The organism is Pyxidicoccus xibeiensis, assembly GCF_024198175.1.
GTDB classification, from domain to species: domain Bacteria; phylum Myxococcota; class Myxococcia; order Myxococcales; family Myxococcaceae; genus Myxococcus; species Myxococcus xibeiensis.
The window spans coordinates 954366-974063 of record NZ_JAJVKV010000001.1 but is presented as its reverse complement, the minus strand read 5'-3'; the positions used below and the strand labels follow the sequence as shown (position 1 = coordinate 974063).

At 70.3% G+C, this 19698-nt stretch carries 17 protein-coding genes; 7 read left to right on the top strand and 10 right to left on the bottom strand.

What is annotated here, in order from left to right; all coding sequences use genetic code 11:
- The first annotated feature begins 2 nt into the window (after positions 1-2).
- A complete protein-coding gene (locus LXT23_RS03885; protein ID WP_323378753.1) occupies positions 3-773 on the top strand; it encodes a DUF4157 domain-containing protein in 771 nt (256 codons plus the stop codon).
- A gap of 24 nt (positions 774-797) precedes the next feature.
- Here LXT23_RS03885 and LXT23_RS03880 read toward each other — a convergent pair whose 3' ends face one another.
- Positions 798-1097 (bottom strand): YiaA/YiaB family inner membrane protein, encoded by a 300-nt coding sequence (locus LXT23_RS03880; RefSeq protein ID WP_253978700.1) that lies wholly within the window; start codon positions 1095-1097, stop codon positions 798-800.
- A 109-nt stretch (positions 1098-1206) separates the two neighbouring features.
- On the opposite strand from LXT23_RS03880, the gene LXT23_RS03875 reads away from it, so the two are divergent.
- On the top strand, positions 1207-2082 hold the full coding sequence (locus LXT23_RS03875; protein WP_253978699.1) for a LysR family transcriptional regulator: 876 nt from the start codon (positions 1207-1209) through the stop codon (positions 2080-2082).
- 340 nt (positions 2083-2422) lie between these two features.
- Complete coding sequence (locus LXT23_RS03870) at positions 2423-2980, top strand: protein-tyrosine phosphatase family protein (RefSeq protein WP_253978698.1); 558 nt, start codon at positions 2423-2425, stop codon at positions 2978-2980.
- Between the two features lie 78 nt (positions 2981-3058).
- Here LXT23_RS03870 and LXT23_RS03865 read toward each other — a convergent pair whose 3' ends face one another.
- Positions 3059-4240: a hypothetical protein gene (locus tag LXT23_RS03865; RefSeq protein ID WP_253978697.1), complete on the bottom strand. Its 1182-nt coding sequence runs from the start codon at positions 4238-4240 to the stop codon at positions 3059-3061.
- 228 nt (positions 4241-4468) lie between these two features.
- On the opposite strand from LXT23_RS03865, the gene LXT23_RS03860 reads away from it, so the two are divergent.
- Positions 4469-5572 (top strand): putative NPN-dependent ornithine cyclodeaminase, encoded by a 1104-nt coding sequence (locus LXT23_RS03860; RefSeq protein ID WP_253978696.1) that lies wholly within the window; start codon positions 4469-4471, stop codon positions 5570-5572.
- 23 nt (positions 5573-5595) lie between these two features.
- On the opposite strand, the gene LXT23_RS03855 is transcribed toward LXT23_RS03860, so the two are convergent.
- The 5 genes from LXT23_RS03855 to LXT23_RS03835 form a co-directional block, all read right to left on the bottom strand.
- Positions 5596-6744, bottom strand: coding sequence for a hypothetical protein (locus tag LXT23_RS03855; protein ID WP_253978695.1), 1149 nt, complete (start codon positions 6742-6744; stop codon positions 5596-5598).
- Between the two features lie 167 nt (positions 6745-6911).
- Positions 6912-8093: a hypothetical protein gene (locus LXT23_RS03850; RefSeq protein WP_253978694.1), complete on the bottom strand. Its 1182-nt coding sequence runs from the start codon at positions 8091-8093 to the stop codon at positions 6912-6914.
- Between the two features lie 158 nt (positions 8094-8251).
- On the bottom strand, positions 8252-9004 hold the full coding sequence (locus tag LXT23_RS03845) for a LolA-like protein (protein WP_253978693.1): 753 nt from the start codon (positions 9002-9004) through the stop codon (positions 8252-8254).
- A 126-nt stretch (positions 9005-9130) separates the two neighbouring features.
- Positions 9131-9946 (bottom strand): LytR/AlgR family response regulator transcription factor, encoded by an 816-nt coding sequence (locus LXT23_RS03840; protein ID WP_253978692.1) that lies wholly within the window; start codon positions 9944-9946, stop codon positions 9131-9133.
- Complete coding sequence (locus LXT23_RS03835) at positions 9943-11106, bottom strand: sensor histidine kinase (protein WP_253978691.1); 1164 nt, start codon at positions 11104-11106, stop codon at positions 9943-9945. The genes LXT23_RS03840 and LXT23_RS03835 overlap by 4 nt, the downstream gene beginning before the upstream one ends.
- Positions 11107-11352: 246 nt before the next feature.
- On the opposite strand from LXT23_RS03835, the gene LXT23_RS03830 reads away from it, so the two are divergent.
- Both LXT23_RS03830 and LXT23_RS03825 read left to right on the top strand, forming a co-directional pair.
- A complete protein-coding gene (locus LXT23_RS03830; protein ID WP_253978690.1) occupies positions 11353-13389 on the top strand; it encodes a RecQ family ATP-dependent DNA helicase in 2037 nt (678 codons plus the stop codon).
- Complete coding sequence (locus tag LXT23_RS03825; protein ID WP_253978689.1) at positions 13386-15011, top strand: DNA-processing protein DprA; 1626 nt, start codon at positions 13386-13388, stop codon at positions 15009-15011. The genes LXT23_RS03830 and LXT23_RS03825 overlap by 4 nt, the downstream gene beginning before the upstream one ends.
- Positions 15012-15029: 18 nt before the next feature.
- Here the strand turns inward: LXT23_RS03825 and LXT23_RS03820 are convergent, their stop codons facing one another.
- Both LXT23_RS03820 and LXT23_RS03815 read right to left on the bottom strand, forming a co-directional pair.
- Positions 15030-15605, bottom strand: coding sequence for a hypothetical protein (locus tag LXT23_RS03820; RefSeq protein ID WP_253978688.1), 576 nt, complete (start codon positions 15603-15605; stop codon positions 15030-15032).
- 136 nt (positions 15606-15741) lie between these two features.
- On the bottom strand, positions 15742-17556 hold the full coding sequence (locus tag LXT23_RS03815; protein WP_253978687.1) for an acyl-CoA dehydrogenase: 1815 nt from the start codon (positions 17554-17556) through the stop codon (positions 15742-15744).
- A gap of 170 nt (positions 17557-17726) precedes the next feature.
- Between LXT23_RS03815 and LXT23_RS03810 the strand changes: the two genes are divergently transcribed.
- Positions 17727-18347: a hypothetical protein gene (locus LXT23_RS03810; protein ID WP_253978686.1), complete on the top strand. Its 621-nt coding sequence runs from the start codon at positions 17727-17729 to the stop codon at positions 18345-18347.
- Between the two features lie 106 nt (positions 18348-18453).
- Here the strand turns inward: LXT23_RS03810 and LXT23_RS03805 are convergent, their stop codons facing one another.
- A complete protein-coding gene (locus LXT23_RS03805) occupies positions 18454-19578 on the bottom strand; it encodes a slipin family protein (RefSeq protein WP_253978685.1) in 1125 nt (374 codons plus the stop codon).
- Positions 19579-19698: the final 120 nt, after the last annotated feature.

Sequence of the window (19698 nt, the reverse complement as noted above, 5' to 3'; positions counted from 1 at the left end):
CGGTGAGCCGCGCCCCTTCGTTTCCGGAGCGGCTGGTGGATGCGGGGCACGGCCTGCTGACGGGCGTGGCGAGCGCGTCCGTCGGCGTGGTGCGCAGCGCGGGCGTGGCGCTGGCGTCGCTGGGTGGAGGCGTGGCGCGGTGCGCGCTGGGGCATCCTGGCGAGGGACTGCCGAAGATGGGGCAGGGGCTGACGCGCGTGGCGCAGGTGCCGGCGGACCTGGTGTTGATGCTGGCCGGGCGCATGGTGAGCGCGATGCAGGTGGTGACGGGGCTGGAGCCGCCGGGCCGCCGACTCACGGACGCCGAGGTGACACGGCTGCGGCCCATCTTCGGCGACAGCCTGGACTACGCGGCGGTGCGGTTGAAGGAGGGCCGGCTGGGGTTGCTGGGCGTGTCCGGCCGGGCCTTCGCCCATGGCAACACGGTCTTCGTGCCCGCGAAGGGCGCGGTGGACTTCGGGCTGCTGGTGCACGAGCTGACGCACGTGTGGCAGCACCAGCATGGAGGCACCGCGTACCTCAGCGCCGCGCTGGCGGCGCAGTGGGTGGGCGACGGCTACGACTGGCGCAAGGCGGTGGGGCAGGCGCTGCGCTGGCACCAGCTCAACCCCGAGCAGCAGGCGCAGCTCATCGAGGACGCGGCGCTCGCGGGGCTCATCCCGCTCTCCGTGCCCCTGCCGGCGCGCGCGAAGCTGAAGGGGTGGACGGAGGCGGCGCTGCCGCTGCTGGAAGAGGCGCTGGACTGCCTGCGGAGCGGTCGCGGCGCGCCGTGAGCCCGAGCCGGCTGCCGAGGCGGCTCACAGCTTCGGCGGCGCCACCGGGTCGTGCTCGGAGAGGAGCCGGGCCACGCGGGCCTCGTCGATGCGCGTGCCGAGCTGCTCCATCTCGTGCTGGTCGCGCACCGTCTTCGACAGGCTGAAGGTGGAGCCCACCGTGAACAGCAACCCCATGCCCAGGAACGCCTTCACCCAGATGTCCACGGGCAGGTTCCAGATGCCCACCGCTGTGACTCCGACGGACAGGACGAAGGACAGCCAGGTCTGGGCAACCCAGGCGGTGCTGTGGGGGACGACGACCTTCGGCGTGGCGCGGGACATGCGGACTTCCTCCTCGGGGCGAGTCGTGCTCGCTGACAGGAGGAAACATGCACCCGTTCCTCGTAAACCGCATGGAACTAGTCCATGCACCATTGATAACCTGGAGTGGATGATTCAGCTCCAGCGGCTCGAGGGCTTCTACCGCGTCGCACGCGCCGAGGGATACGCCCGCGCGGCACGCTCATTCCCATACCCGATAACGCAGCCCGGGGTGCACCAGCAGGTGAAACGGCTGGAGGACGAGGTGGGCGTGCCCCTCTTCGAGCGCGTGGGCAAGGACCGCGTGGTGCTCACGCCCGAGGGCCGCGCGCTGTACGCGCACGTGGCGCCCTTCCTGGAGGCGCTGGACTCCGTGGTGCAGTCCCTGCGCAAGGGCGAGGTGGGCGGCACGCTGCGCGTCCACGCCTCCGGCCACGTGCTGCGGCACCTGCTGCCCGCCTGGCTGCGGAAGCTCCAGACGAAGCGGCCCGACATCGAGGTGGCCCTGTTCGAGTCCAAGACGCCCGCGCTCGACATCCTGCGCTCCGGCGACACGGACCTGGTGGTGGACCACCTGCCGGACGTGCCCGACGACGTGGAGGCACGCGAGGTGGCGCGCACGTACCCGTTCCTGGTGCTGCCCTCGCACCACCCCCAGGCGAAGAGCCGGCAGGTGCGGCTGGCGGAGCTGAAGGACGACGCCTTCATCGCCTACAGCACGGACAGGCACCTGCGCGAGCTGCAACTGGGGGAGCTTGCGCGCGCGGGCGTGAAGCCGAAGCGGCTGCACGCGGCGGACTCGTCGGAGACCATCCTCGGCTTCGTGGCGGCGGGGCTGGGTTACTCGCTGCTGGCGTCGCTGCTGCCCGGCGGGCCTCGCGAGGCGGGCGTGGTGGCCCGGCCGCTGCCCGGTGCTCCCACTGGCGCCATCCATGCGGCATGGCGGAAGACGGCCGGACGCAGCCCGCTGCTCCAGGCCGCGCTGGCGCTCGCGCCCCGGCCGTAGAAACGCCAGCGGGGCCTCGCGCCCGTCCTGGAAGGACGGACCCGAAGCCCCGTAGGCACTGCCTCACCGGCTCGCGGAAGCTCAGCGGTGCTGGTGGATGGACATGATGGGGTAGCTCATCGAGCTGAATTGGAACGTGCACGTATTCTCGGAGGTTGAGACCCGCAGTTGCGGCGTCCCTGTGCCTTTTACCCACGGTGTAGGCCGCTCACCGGGGCGTGCCCATTGGTGGCCCCAGGACACACGGGGCGTGGAGGACCGGACGGCCTGTGTGTCGCAAAGCATCCGTGCGGGGCAGGGCCGCTCCCGGTGTTGAGGGGGCGTCGCTACCGTGAGGGACATGAGCGAGCCATTCCGGAGGTTGAACCTGGACTGGGTGCTGCCCTCGCTGGCGGTGGGAGGCCGCTTCCCGGTGGAGGCGGCCGAGCACCTGGCCCGGAAGCTGGGCATCCGCTACGTGGTGGACGTGCGGGTGGAGGAGCGTGACGACGAGCACGTGCTGCGCGAGCACGGCATCACCCTGCTGCACCTGCCGACGGAGGACATGCGCGCCATCCGCGGCGACATGATTGACGACGGCGTCGCGTGGGTGACGCAGCAACTGGAGCAGGGCCACAAGGTGTACATCCACTGCGAGCACGGCGTGGGGCGCAGCGCGCTGCTGGCGCTGTGCTGCATGGTGGCGCTGGGGCACCCGCCGCTGGAGGCGCTGACCCTCGCCAAGCGGCAGCGCTGGCAGGTGTCGCCCAGCCCCGAGCAGCTCCGGACGTTCATGGCGTGGACGGAGGGGTGGCGCGCGCGGAAGGGGCTGACGTGGAAGGTGCCCGTGTTCGAGGAGCTGACCGCCATCGCCTACAGCCACCTGCGCACGCCGCCGCCTCCAGGCACCGACGACTGAGGGCCGGAGGCGGGGGTACGGAGCCCCGCGCGAGATGAACCGGCCTTCGTCAGGGCACGTCCCGCGCGCTCCTGAGGCTCACCGGCAGACGAACGCCTCGATGGGGACGCACCGGCCTTCGTCCGAGCACATGCCGTTCACGCACAGCCCCTCGGAACCGCAGCGCTCTCCCACGTTGACGAAGGGCACGCACGTCCCGCTGACGTCGGAGCAGCCGTGGCTCGCGGCGCAGTTGGAGAACCCGTTCTCGTACCGCTCGCAGCGCTCCCCCGGGCCGCGCGGCGTTCCGCAGGTGCCCTGCACGCCGGGGGCCTGCTCATTGCCGACGCCCAGGCAGGTCAGCCCCACGGCGCATTCGACGGTCTCCCGGCAGGAGGCTCCCTCCGCGCCCCGCGCCTGGCAGGTCCCGGAGGCGCCAGGGGCCGCGTCGCAGAAGAGCTCACCCTGGCACTGCTCCTCCCAGAGCAGGGTGGTCGGACCGGGAACGCTGCACGCCTCGCCCTGGCGGGCGCGCCGGCTGCAGCGTCCGTCCTTGCAGAAGAAGGCCGCGCCGCAGGTGGAACCGAAGCGCAGGTCCTCGCAGGCGTCCCCCTCGGAGCCGGTGCGCTGGCATTTCCCGCTGCCGTCGGCGTCACACCACAGCCCCTCCTCGCACGGGAGCGGCAGGGTGAAGCCGCCCTGTGTCTCGACGCAGCTGCCACCCTCCTGGATGGGGCGCCGGCACACGCCGTTGAAGCCGCTCCTGATGAGCCCCGGCACGCACTGCGCGGTGAAGGCGGGCTCTCCTTCCTTCGGGCGGGGCTCGCAGGCACCGGCGCAGGCATTGTCCTGACGGTAGCGGCACTGGCCCTGCTCACCGCACTCCAGGTCGTACGCACAGGCCTCGGCGGGCTCCTCGGTGCGGAGCACCTGGCACGCCGGGTCGTACTCCAGCCCGTACATCAGCGCGGTCTGCGACAGGGGCGCGACCCGGCAGTCGCCGTCGCGGAGCGCGGCCACACAGCGCCCGGCGGCTTCCGCGTCGTAGCTCAGCCGGCCGTCCTCCAGCGCTTCGTCGTAGCGCGTCCCCAGTCCCCAACTCCTGTCCCATCCCCAGGCGAGCCGGTCCTGCTCGCACGCGTCCGCGCTCGCGTACACCCCACACCGCGCTTCGCGAGCACAGAACGCCTGAACCACGCGCGCTCCGAACTCCTCCTTCTTCACCTCCACGCCCTCGTCATCACCCCCGCACGCCGCCAGCCCCACCGCCAGCACTGCCATGACTGCACGCCATCCACGCATTCGGTTCCTCATCCAGGTCTCCGGGTGTTTCCTGCCGGTGGAGCGCTCACGTCACCAGCGCGCCACCGTGCGTGCGCCGCGTCACGGCGCGTGAAGCACTGCGTCCACGTGTCCCTGACGGCGGACAGCGTCCCGCCGGACATTCGAAACGTCACGCCGCCGCCAAGAGGCTTGAACCGGACGGGCGGGTCCGCACATGGTGGCGGGGTGAGCACCATTCCCCATCCCGACTTCACGGTTGCCCGGTTCACCCAGTGCCCGGACGCGCGCTTCGAGCCCGCTCCCGCGGACGGTGTCCTGCCGGAGGGCTTCTTCACCACCACCAACCTGCCCACCTACGTGCGCGTGGGCGGCGCCTGGCGGATGCCCCGCGAGCCGCGCATGGACGGCGCGCTGGTGCTGGACGCCCAGGGTGAGCTGTGGGTGCGCGAGGGCCGGCGCGTGCGCGCGGGCGAGCGTGTCGTCATGGGCCACGCGGAGGACGGCACCCAGGGCGTGTACGTGAACTCGGCCTACCTGCACTCGGGCGGGGAGGGTGAGTTCAAGTTCATGACGAGCGAGGTGTCGCGCGAGAAGCCCATCGACTACTCGCAGATGGCGCGCATGCTGGTGGAGGAGCGCGAGCGCGGCGGCTACCCCATCTGGGTGACGGGGCCGGCGCTGGTGCACTCGCGCGCACGCGCGGACATGACGTGGTTCATCACCCAGGGCTTCGTGGGCGCGCTGCTGGCGGGCAACGCCGTCGCCGTCCACGACATCGAGGCGTCCATCTTCGGCACCACGCTGGGGATGAGCGGCTCCGGCGAGGCCACGTCCGGCGGCCACGGCCTGCACATGCGCGCCATCAACAAGGTGCGCGCGGCGGGCTCCATCGCGAAGGCGGTGGAGTCGGGCGTGATTACCAACGGCATCATGCACGCGTGCGTCTTGCACGAGATTCCCTTCGTGCTGACGGGCTCCATCCGCGACGACGGGCCGCTGCCGGACGTGGTGACGGACAACCTGGCCGCGCAGGACGCCATGCGCCGTCACGCGGTGAAGGCCACCATGGCGGTGATGGTCGCCACCGCGCTGCACGCCATCGCCACCGGCAACATGCTGCCGGCCTTCGTCACGGAGAAGGACGGCTCCCTGCGCGAGCTGCCCACCATCTGCGTGGACTCGTCCGAGTTCGTGGTGAGCAAGCTGAAGGACCGCGGCACGCATCAGGCCTTCGGGGTGGTGACGAACGCGCAGGACTTCATGCACATCCTGCGGCTCTACGTGGAGCGCGAGCTGGCGGCGCGGGGCACCGCCCCCAGGGGGGCTTGAGGCGGGCACATGCGGTCAGGGCCTCACCAGCAGGCAATGGCCTCGGCGGGAACGCAGATGCCTTCCTCCAGGCAGCTGCCGAGGATGCACAGCACGTCGGGGCCGCAGCGCTCTCTCGGGTGGACGAAGGGCAGGCACTTCCCAGAGGCGCAGCCGAGCCGTCCGCCGCAGATGTTGAGGTCTCCTTCCGGCGCGCAGGCCTCGCCGAGCGCGGGCCTCTTTCCGCAGGTGCCCCACACGCCGGAGTCCGGGGCGGCGCCCATGCAGCCCAGGTCGCCGGCGCACTCGCGATGGTTGCGGCAGGGGGTCCCTTCTGCGCGGCGCTTGCGGCAGGTGCCGGACTCCTGCGGCTCCCCGTCACAGAAGAGGTCCTGCTGACATGCGGTGCTGACGAGGTTGCCCGCGCCGGGCGCCCTGCAGGACGCACCCTCGCGGCCCCGCCGCGCACAGCGCCCGTCCTTGCAGACGAAGGCCGTTCCACACCTGGCGTCGGACGGGCTCCCGCAGGCGTCTCCCACCGCGCCGGTCCACTCGCACTTCCCGCTCCCCTCCCTGTCACACCACAGTCCGGGAGCGCACGGGCGCTCGCGGGCTCCGCCCTCCCTGGCCTCGTAGCAGGGCTCTGCCTGCTTCGCGGGACGCTCGCAGGCTTGAAGGCCCTCGCCGATGAACAGCCCGGGCGCGCACTGGTGCTGCGCCGACGCGGGGTGGCCCTCCGGGCCCAGGGGCTTGCACGTGCCCTGGCAGGTGGCTTCCTGGGCGTAGGCGCAGTAGGCGTCCTCACCGCACTCGAGGTGGGACTGGCAGTCGCCTCCAGATTTATCGGCGCGGAGCAGCCGGCATGCCGGCTCGTACTCGATGCCCGGGCCATGCGTCGCAGGCGTCAGCGCCGGGAGGCGGCAGTCGCCCTCGCGAAGGGCGTCCAGACAGCGCTCGGCCGCGTCCTCGTCGTAGCTCAGCCGGCCGGACTCCAGGGCCGCGTCGTGCCGCGTCCCCAGCCCCAGCCACGTGTCCCAGCTCCACCGGCGCAGCTCCTGCTCACAGGCGTCCTCGCTGGAGTACACCCCGCACCGCGCCTCGCGCTCGCAGAGCGCTTCCACCGCCCGCGAGCCGAAGTCCTCCTGCTCCACTCCACCCCCACACGCGGCCAGCCCCGCTGCGAGAATCCCCATGACTGTCCGCCAGTTCCGCATGTTTCCTCTTCGTGAAGGTCGAGGGGGTGTTCGTACCCCGCAGTGGATGGCGTGAAGCGTACCGGTCACCGGGAGACGGGCTGGAAGCGTCCGTCCCCATGCCCCCGGGAGCACGGGCTCCCGGAAGGAACGTTCGTTCCAGGGGTTCAGCCGCAGGACTCCGCGCCGATGGGGCGGCAGATGCCGCCCACGCAGGTGCCGGAGAGGTAGCACTGGTCGGGGTCCGTGCACGGCTCGCCCACGCGCACGGTCTCCACGCAGGTGTTCGAGATGGACGAACACACCTGGCCCACGGCGCAGAGCTGCCCGGCGCAGGGCTCACCCTGTCGCGGTGCGGGCTGGCATGCACCCCACACGCCCGCCAGGGGCACCGCGCCGGAGCAGTTCAGGCCCTCTCCGCACTCGAAGGCATTGCGGCAGGCCGCACCCGCCTCGCGCTTCGGCTGGCAGGTGCCAGGGTGGCCGTTGTCGCCATCGCAGAAGAGCTCGTCGCGGCACTCCAGGGTGCCGAAGCGGCCGGTGCCGGGGGCCTTGCAGGGCTCACCCTCGTCCCGTGCCCGCTGGCAGCGGCCGTCGCGGCAGAACAGGGACCAGCCGCACTGGGGCCCGTCGTAGTCGTGGCAGGCCGCCCCCTCGGAGGCGACGCGCTGGCACGTCCCGTGGGTTCCCTGCGCCTGGTCGCAGTACGTGCCCGCGCCGCAGACGCCCAGGGCCTTCCCGTTCTCCGCCCCGCAGCGCGCCCCGGCCGCCCCGGGCGTCAGGCACCTGCCGCCGATGAGGACGGTGCCGGGTGCGCACGCGTCCAGCGCGATGACGGGCTCCGCCACGGTGCCCGCCTTGCACACGCCGCCGCACGTCCAGGGCAGCGCGTCGCAGTACGTGCCATCACCACACTCGGTGCTCCACTGACAGGCTCCACCTTCCTGGACCTGCCCCAGGAGGAAGCGGCACCGGGCGTCGTACTCGATGCCCCGCTGGGTCATCGCGAGCGAGTAGGGCGACTCGTCGCAGGCGCCCTCCCTCAGGAGCTCCACGCACCGGGCAGCCGCCTCCGCGTCGTAGCGAATGTGGCCCGACTCGAACGCCGCGTCGTACCGCGTCCCCAGCCCGACCTGCCTCGCGAAGCCCCAGGACAGCTGCTGCTCCTGGCAGCGCTCCACGTCGTCGATGAGGCCGCAGCGCTCGTACCGCTCGCAGACGGCCTGGGCAGCCTCCGCGTTGAAGTCCTCCCGGTCCACGGTGGTGCTCGCGTTGCTGCCCTTCTCGTTCTCACTACACGCGACCAGCCCCACCCACATCACAGCCAGCGCTGTCCGCCATCCGCTCATCGCTCGTCCGCTCCGGGGTGCCCGGGAGACGGACCGGCCCCGTCGTCCCCAGAGGCACATACGGAGCGAGCCCGGGTTCCTGGCAGGCCCGCCACGAAATCGGGGCGGATGGGGGCTCCGGCGGTACTCCCACCGGAGCGTCCGTACCCGCGAGGCGCTCAGCTGCGCGGCGTCTGGAGCTTGAAGACCGCGGCGTCGACGGGGGCGTCGTAGCGGGCGCTCTGGACGGTCTTCTCGCCCTTCTTGCCGTCCGCGTCCCAGCTCGCCTGGTGGCTCACCATGATGCCGTCCACGCTGCGGTAGTCGGAGAAGGCAATCGTCTTGGTGAACGCCTTGCCCTCGTGGGTGCCGGCGTAGATGCGCTTCACCTCCAGGTGGGACTGCTGGTCGATGTAGCGGACCTCCTTGTCGGCGCCGCGCGTGAGGACCAGCTTGAAGGCGGGCGCGCCATTCACGTCCTCGGTGCCGTCCAGCGCCAGCGTCACGCCCCGGGCCTTCGGGTCCAGCAGGGCCTCATCGAAGAGGGCGTGGTCGGCCAGCATCGCGTTCTTGTCCTTGTCCAGCCGCTGCGGGGCCGCGGAGCCCTCGACCGTCCAGCCCTGCGTGCCGTCGAAGGCCTTGGTGGTCTTCACGCCGTTCTTGTCCAGGTCATAGCGGAACAGGTTGGGGCGCACGCGCCGCAGGGTGGAGGTGCTGACGGTGTCGCCCTCCTTGATGACGGTGGTGAGCTGGAACGTCTTCACCGCCTTGAGCCGCTCGCGGCCGCCCAGGGCCTTGACGTGCTTGTCGACGACGGCCTGGGCGGTCAGCTTGCCCTGGGTGCATTCCTGGCCCTCGCCAGCGGCGGCGAGGGTGGGGGCGAGCGTCAGGCTCAGGGCGAGGAACGACGAGACGACGGACTTGCGCAGCATGGGAGGCCTCCGGTGGCGTGGGGTTGCGGGAGACACAGTGCCCACGTTGCGGGGCGCGCGTGCGGAGTGTTCAGCCGGTGGGGACGGGCGTGCGGCGAACGGGCCCCGGCGCGCGGCGAACGGGCCTCAGCGCAGGTGCTGGAACTTCTCGCGGTGGCTGCGGGCCACGCGCAGCTCGGCGCCGCCGGTGAGCACCACGACGAGGTCCCTGCGGCCCTCGCTGCGCAGCTCACGGATGCGGCGCGAGTTGACGATGGCCGAGCGGTGGATGCGCATGAAGCGCTCCGGGTCCAGCCGCGCCTCCAGGCTCTGCATCGTCTCGCGGTGGAGGTACGCCTTCCCGCCCGCGTGAATCTGCACGTAGTAGTCGGCCGCCTCGATGTACTCGATTTCGTCCACGTCCAGGAACACCACGCGCCCGGTGTCGCGGATGGCGAGCCGGGTGACCCACGGCTCGGCCGGGGAGGCGGCGGGCGCGGGTGAGGTGGGCACGGGCACGCCGTCGCGCTCGCCATAGGTGGTGAGCACGGACAGCAGGCGCTGGCTGAGGTCGGACATGCGGGCCAGCTTCAGCTGGGCCTTGGCGCGGCCGATGGCGTCGTGCAGGCGCTCGTCCCGGAAGGGCTTGAGGAGGTAGTCGAGCGCGTGGATGTCGAAGGCGCGCAGGGCGTAGCGGTCATACGCGGTGACGAAGATGACGGCGGGCACCTCGCCGGGGGCCAGGCGGGCGAGCACCTCGAAGCCGTTGAACTCCGGCATCTGCACGTCGAGGAGCACCAGGTCGGGCCGCTGCTCGCGGATGAGGCGCACGGCCTCCAGGCCGTTGCCGGCCTCGCCCACCACGCGGACCTCCGGGTCCGCGGCGAGCAGCAGGCGCAGGCCCTCGCGCGCCAGCGGCTCGTCATCCACGACGAGCGTGCGGATGCAGGCGGGCGCGTTCATGGCGTGGGCTCCTCCGAGGAGGCGGGCTGGAAGGGCAGCTCCAGGAGGGCGCGCACGCCTCCGGTGGGGCGGTTCTCCAGCGTGAAGACGTGGCGGCCGCCGTAGAGCTGGTCCAGCCGGGCGCGCACGTTGGCCACGCCGATGCAGCCGTTGGCGGTGTTCCAGCCCGGGGACAGCCCGGGGCCGTCGTCGAGGACCTCCATGACCAGCCTGTCTCCCTGCCGCGACGCGCGCAGCTCCACATGGCCGGCGCCGGAGCGGGCGAGGCCGTGCTTGATGGCGTTCTCCACCAGGGGCTGGAGGATGAGGTTGGGCACGAGCGCGCCGAGCGTGACGGGGTCGATGCTCCGCGTCACCTGGAGCCGGTCCTGGAAGCGGGTCTGCTCGATGTCGAGGTAGCGCTCGAGGAAGTCGAGGTCCTCGTGCAGGGGGACGCGCTGGCGGCCGGTGTTGTTGAGGGCCATGCGCAACAGCTCGCTGACGCCGGTGAGCATGCGGATGGAGCCGGCGGTGTCCTGCTTGCGCACGAGGACGGAGATGGCGTTGAGCGTGTTGAAGAGGAAGTGCGGGTGGAGCTGGGCGCGCAGGGCCTCCAGCTGCGCATGGGCCAGGCGCGTCTCGAGCTGGGACTGGGTCAGCTCTCCCTCGCGGTAGCGGCGGTGGTACTCGATGGCGAGGCCAACGGCGAGGATGCCGCCGTAGACGAGCGAGTCGATGACGATGAACTTGCCCATCATCCGGGGAAATATCTGCCCCAGCGCGTTGTCGAGGTACCACTGCTCTCCGGCGGCGCGGGAGGCGAAGTAGATGACGATGACGTGGGGCACCATCACCGCGACCAGGGCGGGCAGGTGCACGGCGAGGGAGCGGGGCCAGGTGCCGCGCTCCAGCCGGAAGCGCCGGCCGAGCGCGAGGACGAGCGGCGTGGTGAGCGCCCAGTACTCCCAGTGGGGCATCTGCATCAGCAGCGCCCGGCTGAGCGGGTACGTGGGGTCCTTGGGCTGGGCGTAGAAGTACGTCTGGATGGAGGAGATGAGGCCCGGCACCGCCCACAGCAGCACGAGCGGGAGGACCTGTCGCGCGAGCCCGCGGAGCAGGGACAGCACGGACCCCGTCGTCTCCGGCCGTGTCACGGCGGGAGACGACAGGGCGGGACGCATGGCGGGCGAGGTGGTTTCCACGGCCCCCGGAGTCTACGCCCGCCCCGGGGCGGCCTCCGAGCCGGTGCAGCCAGCGGGCCCCGGGGTGCAGCGAATGGGCCTGCCGTACGACCCGGCAGGTCCTGCGGACAATCCAGTCCGCAGGACTGTTCGGATGTTCAGTTTTGCGGTAGTGTGTGTCAGAGCCGTAGGACACGCTCCTCGAATAGGGTCCCGATGCTGTACGCAAAGGGGTGGGGGGGCACGATGAGGCAGCGTCCGACGGCAGTGGGGGAAACGGCACGGTGGCTGGAGAAGCGTTTCTCCCTCAAGAGATTGCGTCCACATCAGGCGGAGGTCGTCCAGGCTCTGCTCGAAGGGAATCGCGTGCTGTTCGTGGCTCCGACCGGACATGGGAAGTCGCTCTGCTACCAAGGGCTGGCGGCCCACCCTTTGAAGAAAGGGGTGGTGCTCGTCTTCCAGCCGCTGATTGCGTTGATGCAGGAGCAGGTCGAGCGGGCGAAGGCTCAGGGACTGAGAGCGGCGGTCGTGAACAGCCAGCAGGAACCCGATGAACAGGACGAGGTGCTCCGGTCCGCTGCGGACGGCAAGCTCGACATCCTGTTCTTGTCCCCCGAGCGGCAGGGCAACCACCTGTGGCTCGAGCACGTCGCGGAGATGGAGATCAAGGGCGTCGTCATCGACGAGGCCCATTGCATCAGCCAGTGGGGACACGATTTCCGTCCCTGGTACCGCAGGCTCGTCGGGACCATCATGGGGCTTGGGCATCGAACGCCGGTGCTCGCCGTGACTGCGACCGCTCCCGCGCATGTGGTGGAGGACATCGGGGCGCAGATTGCCTCGGAGGAACACGAAGTCCGGGTCATCCGGATGCCGTCCCACCGTGGCAACCTCGCTTGCTCTGTCTGGCAGGTGACGGGGCTGGCCGAGAGGCTCGCCGCGCTCCTTCACATCGCGCGTCAGCAGCCGACGATGCCGGGCATTGCGTACCTGCTGACCACGACGGAAACCGAGATGGCCGCGGACTTCCTCTGCAGGCAGGACATCCCCGCCGTTGCCTACCATGGCCAGCTCGACCCCCAGGAGCGCTCCGAGCGCCTGCGCTGCTGGCGGGACGGAGAGGTTGCCGTGGTTTGTGCGACGTCCGCTTTGGGGATGGGCGTGGATCGCCACGACGTGCGCTGGGTTTCCCATCTGGGACTTCCAGACAGCTTGATCCGGTATGTCCAGGAGATTGGCCGGGCAGGCCGTGACGGCGAGCACGCCAGAGTCATCTCTGTTCATGACCCGGAATGCGAGAACGTCTACGAGGGCCTGCTCCATTCCAGCCAGCCGGACCCCCAGGAATACGAGCGTGTCGCAGCGGAGTTGCGAAAGGGGCCGCACAAGCGGACGCAGCTCATCGAGGAGTTGGACCTGCCAGAAACAATGGCCCAGCGCATCCTGGACGACCTGGTCTCCGCGAAGCTGTGTGAGCGGGACGGTGAACCCGCTGAGTACACCTGGTGTGGAGGGCGGCGTTCTCCTGTTCCCGAGAATGCCGTCAGGGCTATCGAGGTCCGCCGTGGCTTCCTCGAAGGCGCCCTCGCCTATCCCGAGGCTCCTGGATGCCGAGCCGTCGTTCTGGCTGGAGCCATGGGAGACGCGGTGCTTCCCGCTCCTTGCGGTATCTGCGACAGGTGTGCCCGCGAGCCGCTCCCGAACTTCTCGCACGAGGCGGTTCTCGCACGGGATTACCTGGACTCCTTTACCCCTGTCCTCAAGAAGGGAAGGAGGGGCTCCTCCATTCTGCATGAAGGTGGGCAGGCCCTGGCCTTCTACGGCATGGGGGCTCTCGGCGCGGCCATTCGCAGTGCGAAGTACTCGGGGGCGCCCGCGCCAGTCAGCGTGCTGAATCGGGCCTTGGAGGTTCTCCAGGATGCGCAGGGGCCTTACTCCGGCCTTCGGTTCGATGCCGTGGTGTGCCTGCCTTCGACGAGGTCGGGCAACTTCGTATCCGGCTTCGCGTTCGCGCTGGGCAGGCGGCTCGGTATTCCCTCGATTGTCCTGGAGAAGACCCGCCAGACGGAGGCGCAGAAAAACTACCGTTCGCGCTACTGTAAACAGCAGAATGTCCGTGGCGCTTTTCGCCTGCCCGAGGGGACGAGGCCGCTCGGTCATGTGCTGCTGGTGGATGATGTCTGGGACAGTGGAGCGTCGATGTTGGAGGCCGCTGGGGTCCTGCGCCCCGCGCGAGTTCACGTCCTGACCATGGCCCGTACCCGGCACATCGACGACCCATGAGCGCCGCACCTCTCAGACGCGAGTCAGCCTACTGGTTGACGCTGGCCTTCAAACTGGAGCGGGAGCCTCGCCGCGCCATCAACGGGCTCGTCCTGACAGCGGACCGCCGCCTGAAGGTGGGCCTGTCCGCGCTGGTGAAGCTGGAGCCGGAGGAGCTTCCCACGCCGTTGCAGCGCTATGCGGATGTTCACCAGCACCTGCTGGAGGCCGATGGAAAGGTCTCCGCTCAGGCCTTTGTCGTGGATCGGCTGATGGAGGAGGGCATCGACCTGGTGCCCATCACCCGCGGCAACTACCCCGCCCACCTGGCGCGCACGCTGGGGCCGGACAAGGCGCCAACGCTGCTGTCCGTGGCGGGTGATGTGGCGCTGCTCCGGGAGCAGGGCGTGGCGGTGAGTGGCAGCCGGGATGCGGGGGCGGAGGGGCTCGCCTTCGCTCGTGCGATGGGGCGCTCGATTGCGGAGGCGGGCTTCGTCCTGGTGTCCGGTCTGGCCCGTGGCTGCGACAGGGAGGCGCTCGAGGGCGCACTGGAAGCCGGCGGGCGGGTGATTGGCGTGGCGCCCGAGGGAATCCTGCATAGCAGTGCCCGCAGGAGACCCGAGGTGGAGGCGGGGAGACTGGTCGTCGTCAGCGAGTTCGCCCCGAACGACAAGTGGGCCGTGGGGCGGGCCATGGCTCGCAACAAGACCATCGCGGGTTTCAGTCGTGCGCTCGTCGTCGCGGACTGCGTCGCACCGGGTGGGACCACGGACCAGGTGGAGGTGACGCGCTCCCTGGGGCTTCCCGTGTTCATGCGGCGTGGACGCGGTGAGGGCGCGCTCGTCGCGGAGCTGGTCCAGGGTACGGGTGTCACGGCCCTCCATTGGGACGAGGGCCCCGTGCAGTTACCCGAGTTGCTCGGCGTCAGACCGCGGACCGCGGGAATCCGATGTGACATCCGCCTGCAGCAGGAGCGGCTGGTCGTTCATGTCGAGGGCTCCAGCCGCGCGACACTCGATGACGTCGTGAGCGCCGTCCGGGAAGCCTGGTCCAGGGAGTACGCGTTGTCGACCGAGGCGCCTTCAGGCATGGCCGCGGCCGAGCCTGCTCCAACGTTGGGAGCGAGCAGTGTGTCTGTAGACCCGATGCTCGCTCAGCTCGAGGCCTCGGATGGCAGCCAGAAGGAGGAGACGGAGGCCGCCCACCCCACAAGTACGACTGAGCAGGCCGAGGCGACCGCCGGGCGGCAGGACCGCACCGTCGCCGGCTTGGGGAAACGCGACAAGACACAGGTCTTCGACAGCCTCATGCTTGCCCTGCGAAACGCGGGAGCCTCGGGCTGTAGCGTCAAGGAGCTGGAGCAGGCCTCGGGCTGCTCGGACAAGTTGGTGCGACGGTATCTCTCGGACCTGGAAGGGCAAGGGGCGGTCGTGCCGAGGCGCAAGCCTGTACCCCATCGTTTCTTCCTCAAGGAGCACGCGCCGGCAGCGCCTCCATCGCCCAGCAGCGAGGCGTCGGCGAATGCTGAGACTCTCAAAGAAGAGGGGCAGCTGGGCCTTGCCTTCGACGCGCGTGGAACAACGCCTTCATCCACGGTGAAGGCGGAAGGCTTGTCGAGTGGGCTCGGGGAGCATCCGCTGTAGGTGGCGTCTGCCCAGGGCTCAAAGCGAAGCCAGCCGGCCCTGGGTGTCGATGAGGTAAGCGCCTTCTGACGAGGCGACCTGCACGCCGCGCGGCTGCTCGGTGATGGAGCGCACGGGCCCGGCCACGCTCCACACTCGCCCCGTGCCCAGTTCCAGCACGCGGCCGTCCGCCGTGCCCGCGTAGCGCGAGGTCAGCACCGTGTACGTGGCGTCCGCGGGGAGCGTCTGCGTGAGCAGGTCCAGGCGCTCCACGTACTCGGCGGTGCTGGCGTCCTCTGCGTCCGGCAGCGCGTGCCAGCTCACGTCCAGCACGGGCTCCACCTGGAAGGTGGAGTCCAACGAGACGATGCCCGCGTCGGTGGCGACGAAGAGGCGCTCGCCCGCGACCTCCACCGCGAGGCAGGAGGTGCCCGGCAGCGCGTCCTCCGTGCCCAGCACCCGGACCGGCCGGCCATCGGAGGTGAGCACCTCCAGGCCCTGCTCGGTGCAGGCCGCCACGTAGCCCGCGAAGGGCGCCAGGCCGTACACGGCCCCGTCGTGCGTGGCGGGAGAGGAGAGGGCGACGGCGGCGGCGATGGTGAGGGCGGAGAGCATGATGTCTCCACCCCATTGCGAACCCCGGGCCAGCGCCCCAGGCACTGGAAGAACGCGAAGATACGGGGCCTGCCCTGCCTTCACCGTCCTCCCCCGGCCACGGTTGCGGCCGAGGGGCAGCAGGGCAGCTACCGGCTCAGAACGACTCTTCCGGCACGTCCATCAGGTCCAGGGTGCCCTGCTCCACCATGCGCGCGGCGTGGGCGAGGCCGGGGAGCACCTCGTGGCAGTACCAGCGGGCGCTGGCGAGCTTGCCCACGTAGAAGGCCCTGTCACCGGGGTTGCTCTTCATCCGCTCCAGCGCCACCTGCGCGTGGCGCACGAGCAGCCAGCCGATGACGAGCTCCGCCACCGCCGCCAGCACGCGGTTGCCCTGCAGGCCCACGTGGTAGATGGACTCGCCCAGCTTCCCCATCAGCGTGCCGAGCATCGTCTCCACGTCGCCCAGCGCCCGGCCCAGCGCGGCGCGCTCGGGCTCCAGCTCCTTCCCGCCGCCCGTGCCCTCCGCCGTCTCCCGCACCTGGGCCAGCAGCCCCTGGAGCGTCGCCCCGCCGTCGCGCGCCACCTTGCGCATCAGCAAATCCAGCGCCTGGATGTGCGTGGTGCCCTCGTAGAGCGTGTCGATTTTCTGGTCCCGGATGTACTGCTCCACCGGGTAGTCCGTCAGGTAGCCCGAGCCGCCGTGCACCTGGAGTGACAGCGCGAGCTGCTCGTACACCTTCTCCGAGCAGTAGCCCTTCACCAGCGGCAGCAGCATGTCGTTGAGCGCGTCCAGCTCGCCGGCCTCGGTGGCGCGGTGCCCGCCCTTCAGCTCCACGCCGTCCTGCACGGAGGCGGTGAAGAGGCACAGCGCGCGCATGCCCTCCGCGTGCGCCTTCTGGGACATCAGCATGCGGCGCACGTCCGGGTGGCGGAAGACGGGCACGCGCGGCGCCGTCTTGTCCCGCGCCTGCATCAGGTCCGCGCCCTGCAGGCGGTCCTTCGAGAAGGCCAGCGCGCGCTCATAGCCCGCGGACAGCGTGGCCATGGACTTCACGCCCACCGCCATGCGCGCCTGCTCGATGATGTAGAACATCTGCCGCATGCCGTCGTGCACCTCGCCCAGCAGCAGGCCGCGGGCGGGCTTGCCGTCGCCGAACGTCAGCTCGCAGGTGACGGAGCCCTTCAGCCCCATCTTCTTCTCCAGCTTGGTGCACACCACGCCGTTGTGCGCACCCAGGCTGCCGTCCTCCTCCACCCAGTACTTGGGCACCACGAACAGCGACAGGCCCTTGGTGCCCGGGGGGCCACCCTCCGGCCGCGCCAGCACCATGTGGATGATGTTCTCGGACATGTCCGAGTCGCCGTTGGTGATGAAGCGCTTCACGCCCTCGATTTCCCAGAGGCCGTTGCCCACGGGGCGCGCCTTGGTGCGCGCGGCGCCCACGTCGCTGCCGGCGTCCGGCTCGGTGAGCACCATGGTGCCCTGCCAGCGGCGCTCCAGCATGTGCGGCAGGAAGCGGCGCTTCTGCGCGTCCGTCCCCAGCCGGTCGATGATGCGCGCCAGCAGATTCCCCAGCGTGTAGAAGGCCAGCGCCGCGTTGGCGCCCGCCAGCAGCTCGAAGGCCGCCCAGCCCAGCGACGGCGGCGCGCCCAGGCCGCCCAGGTGCGGCGGCTGCTCCAGCAGATGCATGCCCGCCTCGAAGAAGGAGTCCATGGCCTTCTTCAGGCCCGGCGGCAGCTTCACCTCGCCGTTCTCCAGCTTCGGCGGGTGGTGCTCCGCCTCGTCGAAGGCCGAGGCCAGCTCGCTCGTACACAGCTGGGCGAACGTCTGCAGCATCTGCCGGGCGGCCGTCTCGTCCAGGTCGCCGAAGGGCGCCCGGCCCAGTGACGTCCGTCCGATGTCGAGGAACTCGAAGAGGTTGAACTCGATGTCGCGCAGGTTGGGGACGTAGTGGCTCGAGGAGGTCATGGAGCGCCGAAGCTAGCCGAGGTTGATTCGCGAGTCAGTCGCCTCCGGGCTACGGGTTCACTCGTAGTGAATAGTCATGGAAATAACTGTTAAACAAGCTTAGCCTTCAAAAACCGCCATCCTTGGTGGTTTGATGAGGCTCGAAGTCCGAGCCCGAAAAGGGGCCACTCATGACTCGTCGTCCTGTCGTGTCCGTCTTCCGTTCGCTGGCGTTGCTGGCCGCGGTGTGCGCGGGGTTTCCGATGACCGCCGCCGCGCAGACCTGTGACGAAAACACGCGTGCCGCATTCCAGAACGCGGTGAATGCCGGGGCCTCGGAGTCTGCACTGGAGGCGCAGTTCGGGCACTGTCGCGGCCCGGTGACGCAGGGCGTGGTCGCGACCAGCACCAACTTCAACATCTTCTACGAGCGGATGAACAGCTGCGGGCTGCACCCCCAGCAGCGGCGGGCGGCGTGTGACGTGGAGATCCGCCAGAACTTCGGCTACGGCCCCTTCCCCGGGGGCAGCACCGAGAACGCGCTGTTCTGCTTCGACTGCGACCTCAACGGCGTCTTCGAGTACAACACGGCGGGCTCTGTCCACGTGACGAACAACATCTCGCCGCAGGGGCCGTCCTGGTACCACTCGGTCAACGCGGTGGCGGGCAACACGCCGACCACGTGTGCGTGGGGCAGCGGCCGCACCATCCGGATGCGCGTCATCCTGTCGTGGGCCTCCAAGCCGACGAGCTGCACGTACCGGCCCTTCTGGGGCAACTGGATTGACTTCCAGGCTCGCCTGGACCCTTGAGCCGCGTCAGTGTCCTGGTGCGCTGACGCGAGAAGCACGAAGGGCCTCCGGGGCTTGCCCCCGGAGGCCCTCCGTGTGTGTCTTTGAAGCTCCGGCCTCGAGGGCCTCAGGAGCCCTTGAGCTGCAGCGTGGGCACCGCGCCCTCGCCGAGCACCAGGTGCACCTGGCCGACCTTGGACGCCAGGTCCTTGTAGGCCTCCAGCTCCTTGAGGCGCACCAGCAGCGGGTTCTCCGCCAGCACCTTCGCCGTCTGTGCCATGGAGCGCGTGGCGGCGGTCTCCTCGCGGCGGAGGATGACGTTGGCCTCCGCCTCCTTCTGCGCCTGGATGACGCGGTTGAGCAGCTCCTTCATGTCGCCCGGCAGGACGACGTCCTTGATGCCGAAGCGCAGCAGCTCCAGGCCGACGGTGTCGGCGCGGTCCTTCACGTCGGTGAAGAGGCTGCCCGCCACCTCGTCGCGCGAGGCGAGCAGCTCGTCCAGCGTGCGCACGGAGACGGCCTCGCGCGCCGCCAGCTGCATGGCGAGGTAGAGGACGTCATCCGGCGAGCGGGCCACCACGGCGAGCCTGCGCGCGTCCGCCACGCGGAAGGCCGCGGAGAGGTTGAGGCGCAGGGTGACGCGGTCCTTGGTCATCACCTCCTGGCCGGTGACGTGGAGCAGGCGCTCGCGCAGGTCGATGACGGCGAGCTGGACCTTGCGTGCCACCGTCCAGGCCGCGTGGCGGCCCGCGGGGAGCACGGCGTCCAGCGTGCCGTCGACGTAGCGCAGCACGACGCTGCCCTCGGCGGCGGTGGCCTCCACGTAGTCGCTGGCGGGCACCAGGGCGCGCACGTCGTCGCGCAGCGGGGCGGTGACGACGCCGGACGTGTCCACGCGCTCCACGCGCACGGAGGGCGTCGCGGGCACGAGGGCGCGGCCGGGGATGCGCTCCACCGTCCACACCTGGTGCTGGCCGCGGCCGAGCCACCGCACGGGGCGGCCCTTGTGGAAGAGGACGGCGCGCTCGTCGGCGCCGAGCTCCACCAGCTGGAGGTCCGTCTCCGGCACGAGGGCCAGCAGGGACGTGTCGAGGTTGACGATGGGCTGCTCGGTGCTCACGCGCACCAGCCGCACCTTGCGGAAGGGGTACACGAGCCAGTAACGGCCGGGCACGAGGTAGCGCGTCGGCAGCTCGTCCACGAGGACGAACGCCCGCTCGTTCTGCCCGACATCCACACGCATGATGCTCATCGCGCACCTCCCTTCCCCCGCTGGGGGAGCATTGAGACCGGGACGGGTGAGTGCGCGTTGCCGCGCGAGTCCCGGGTACGGCTGAAAAGTGAGAGCCCCGCCCTTCGCGGACGTGAAGCG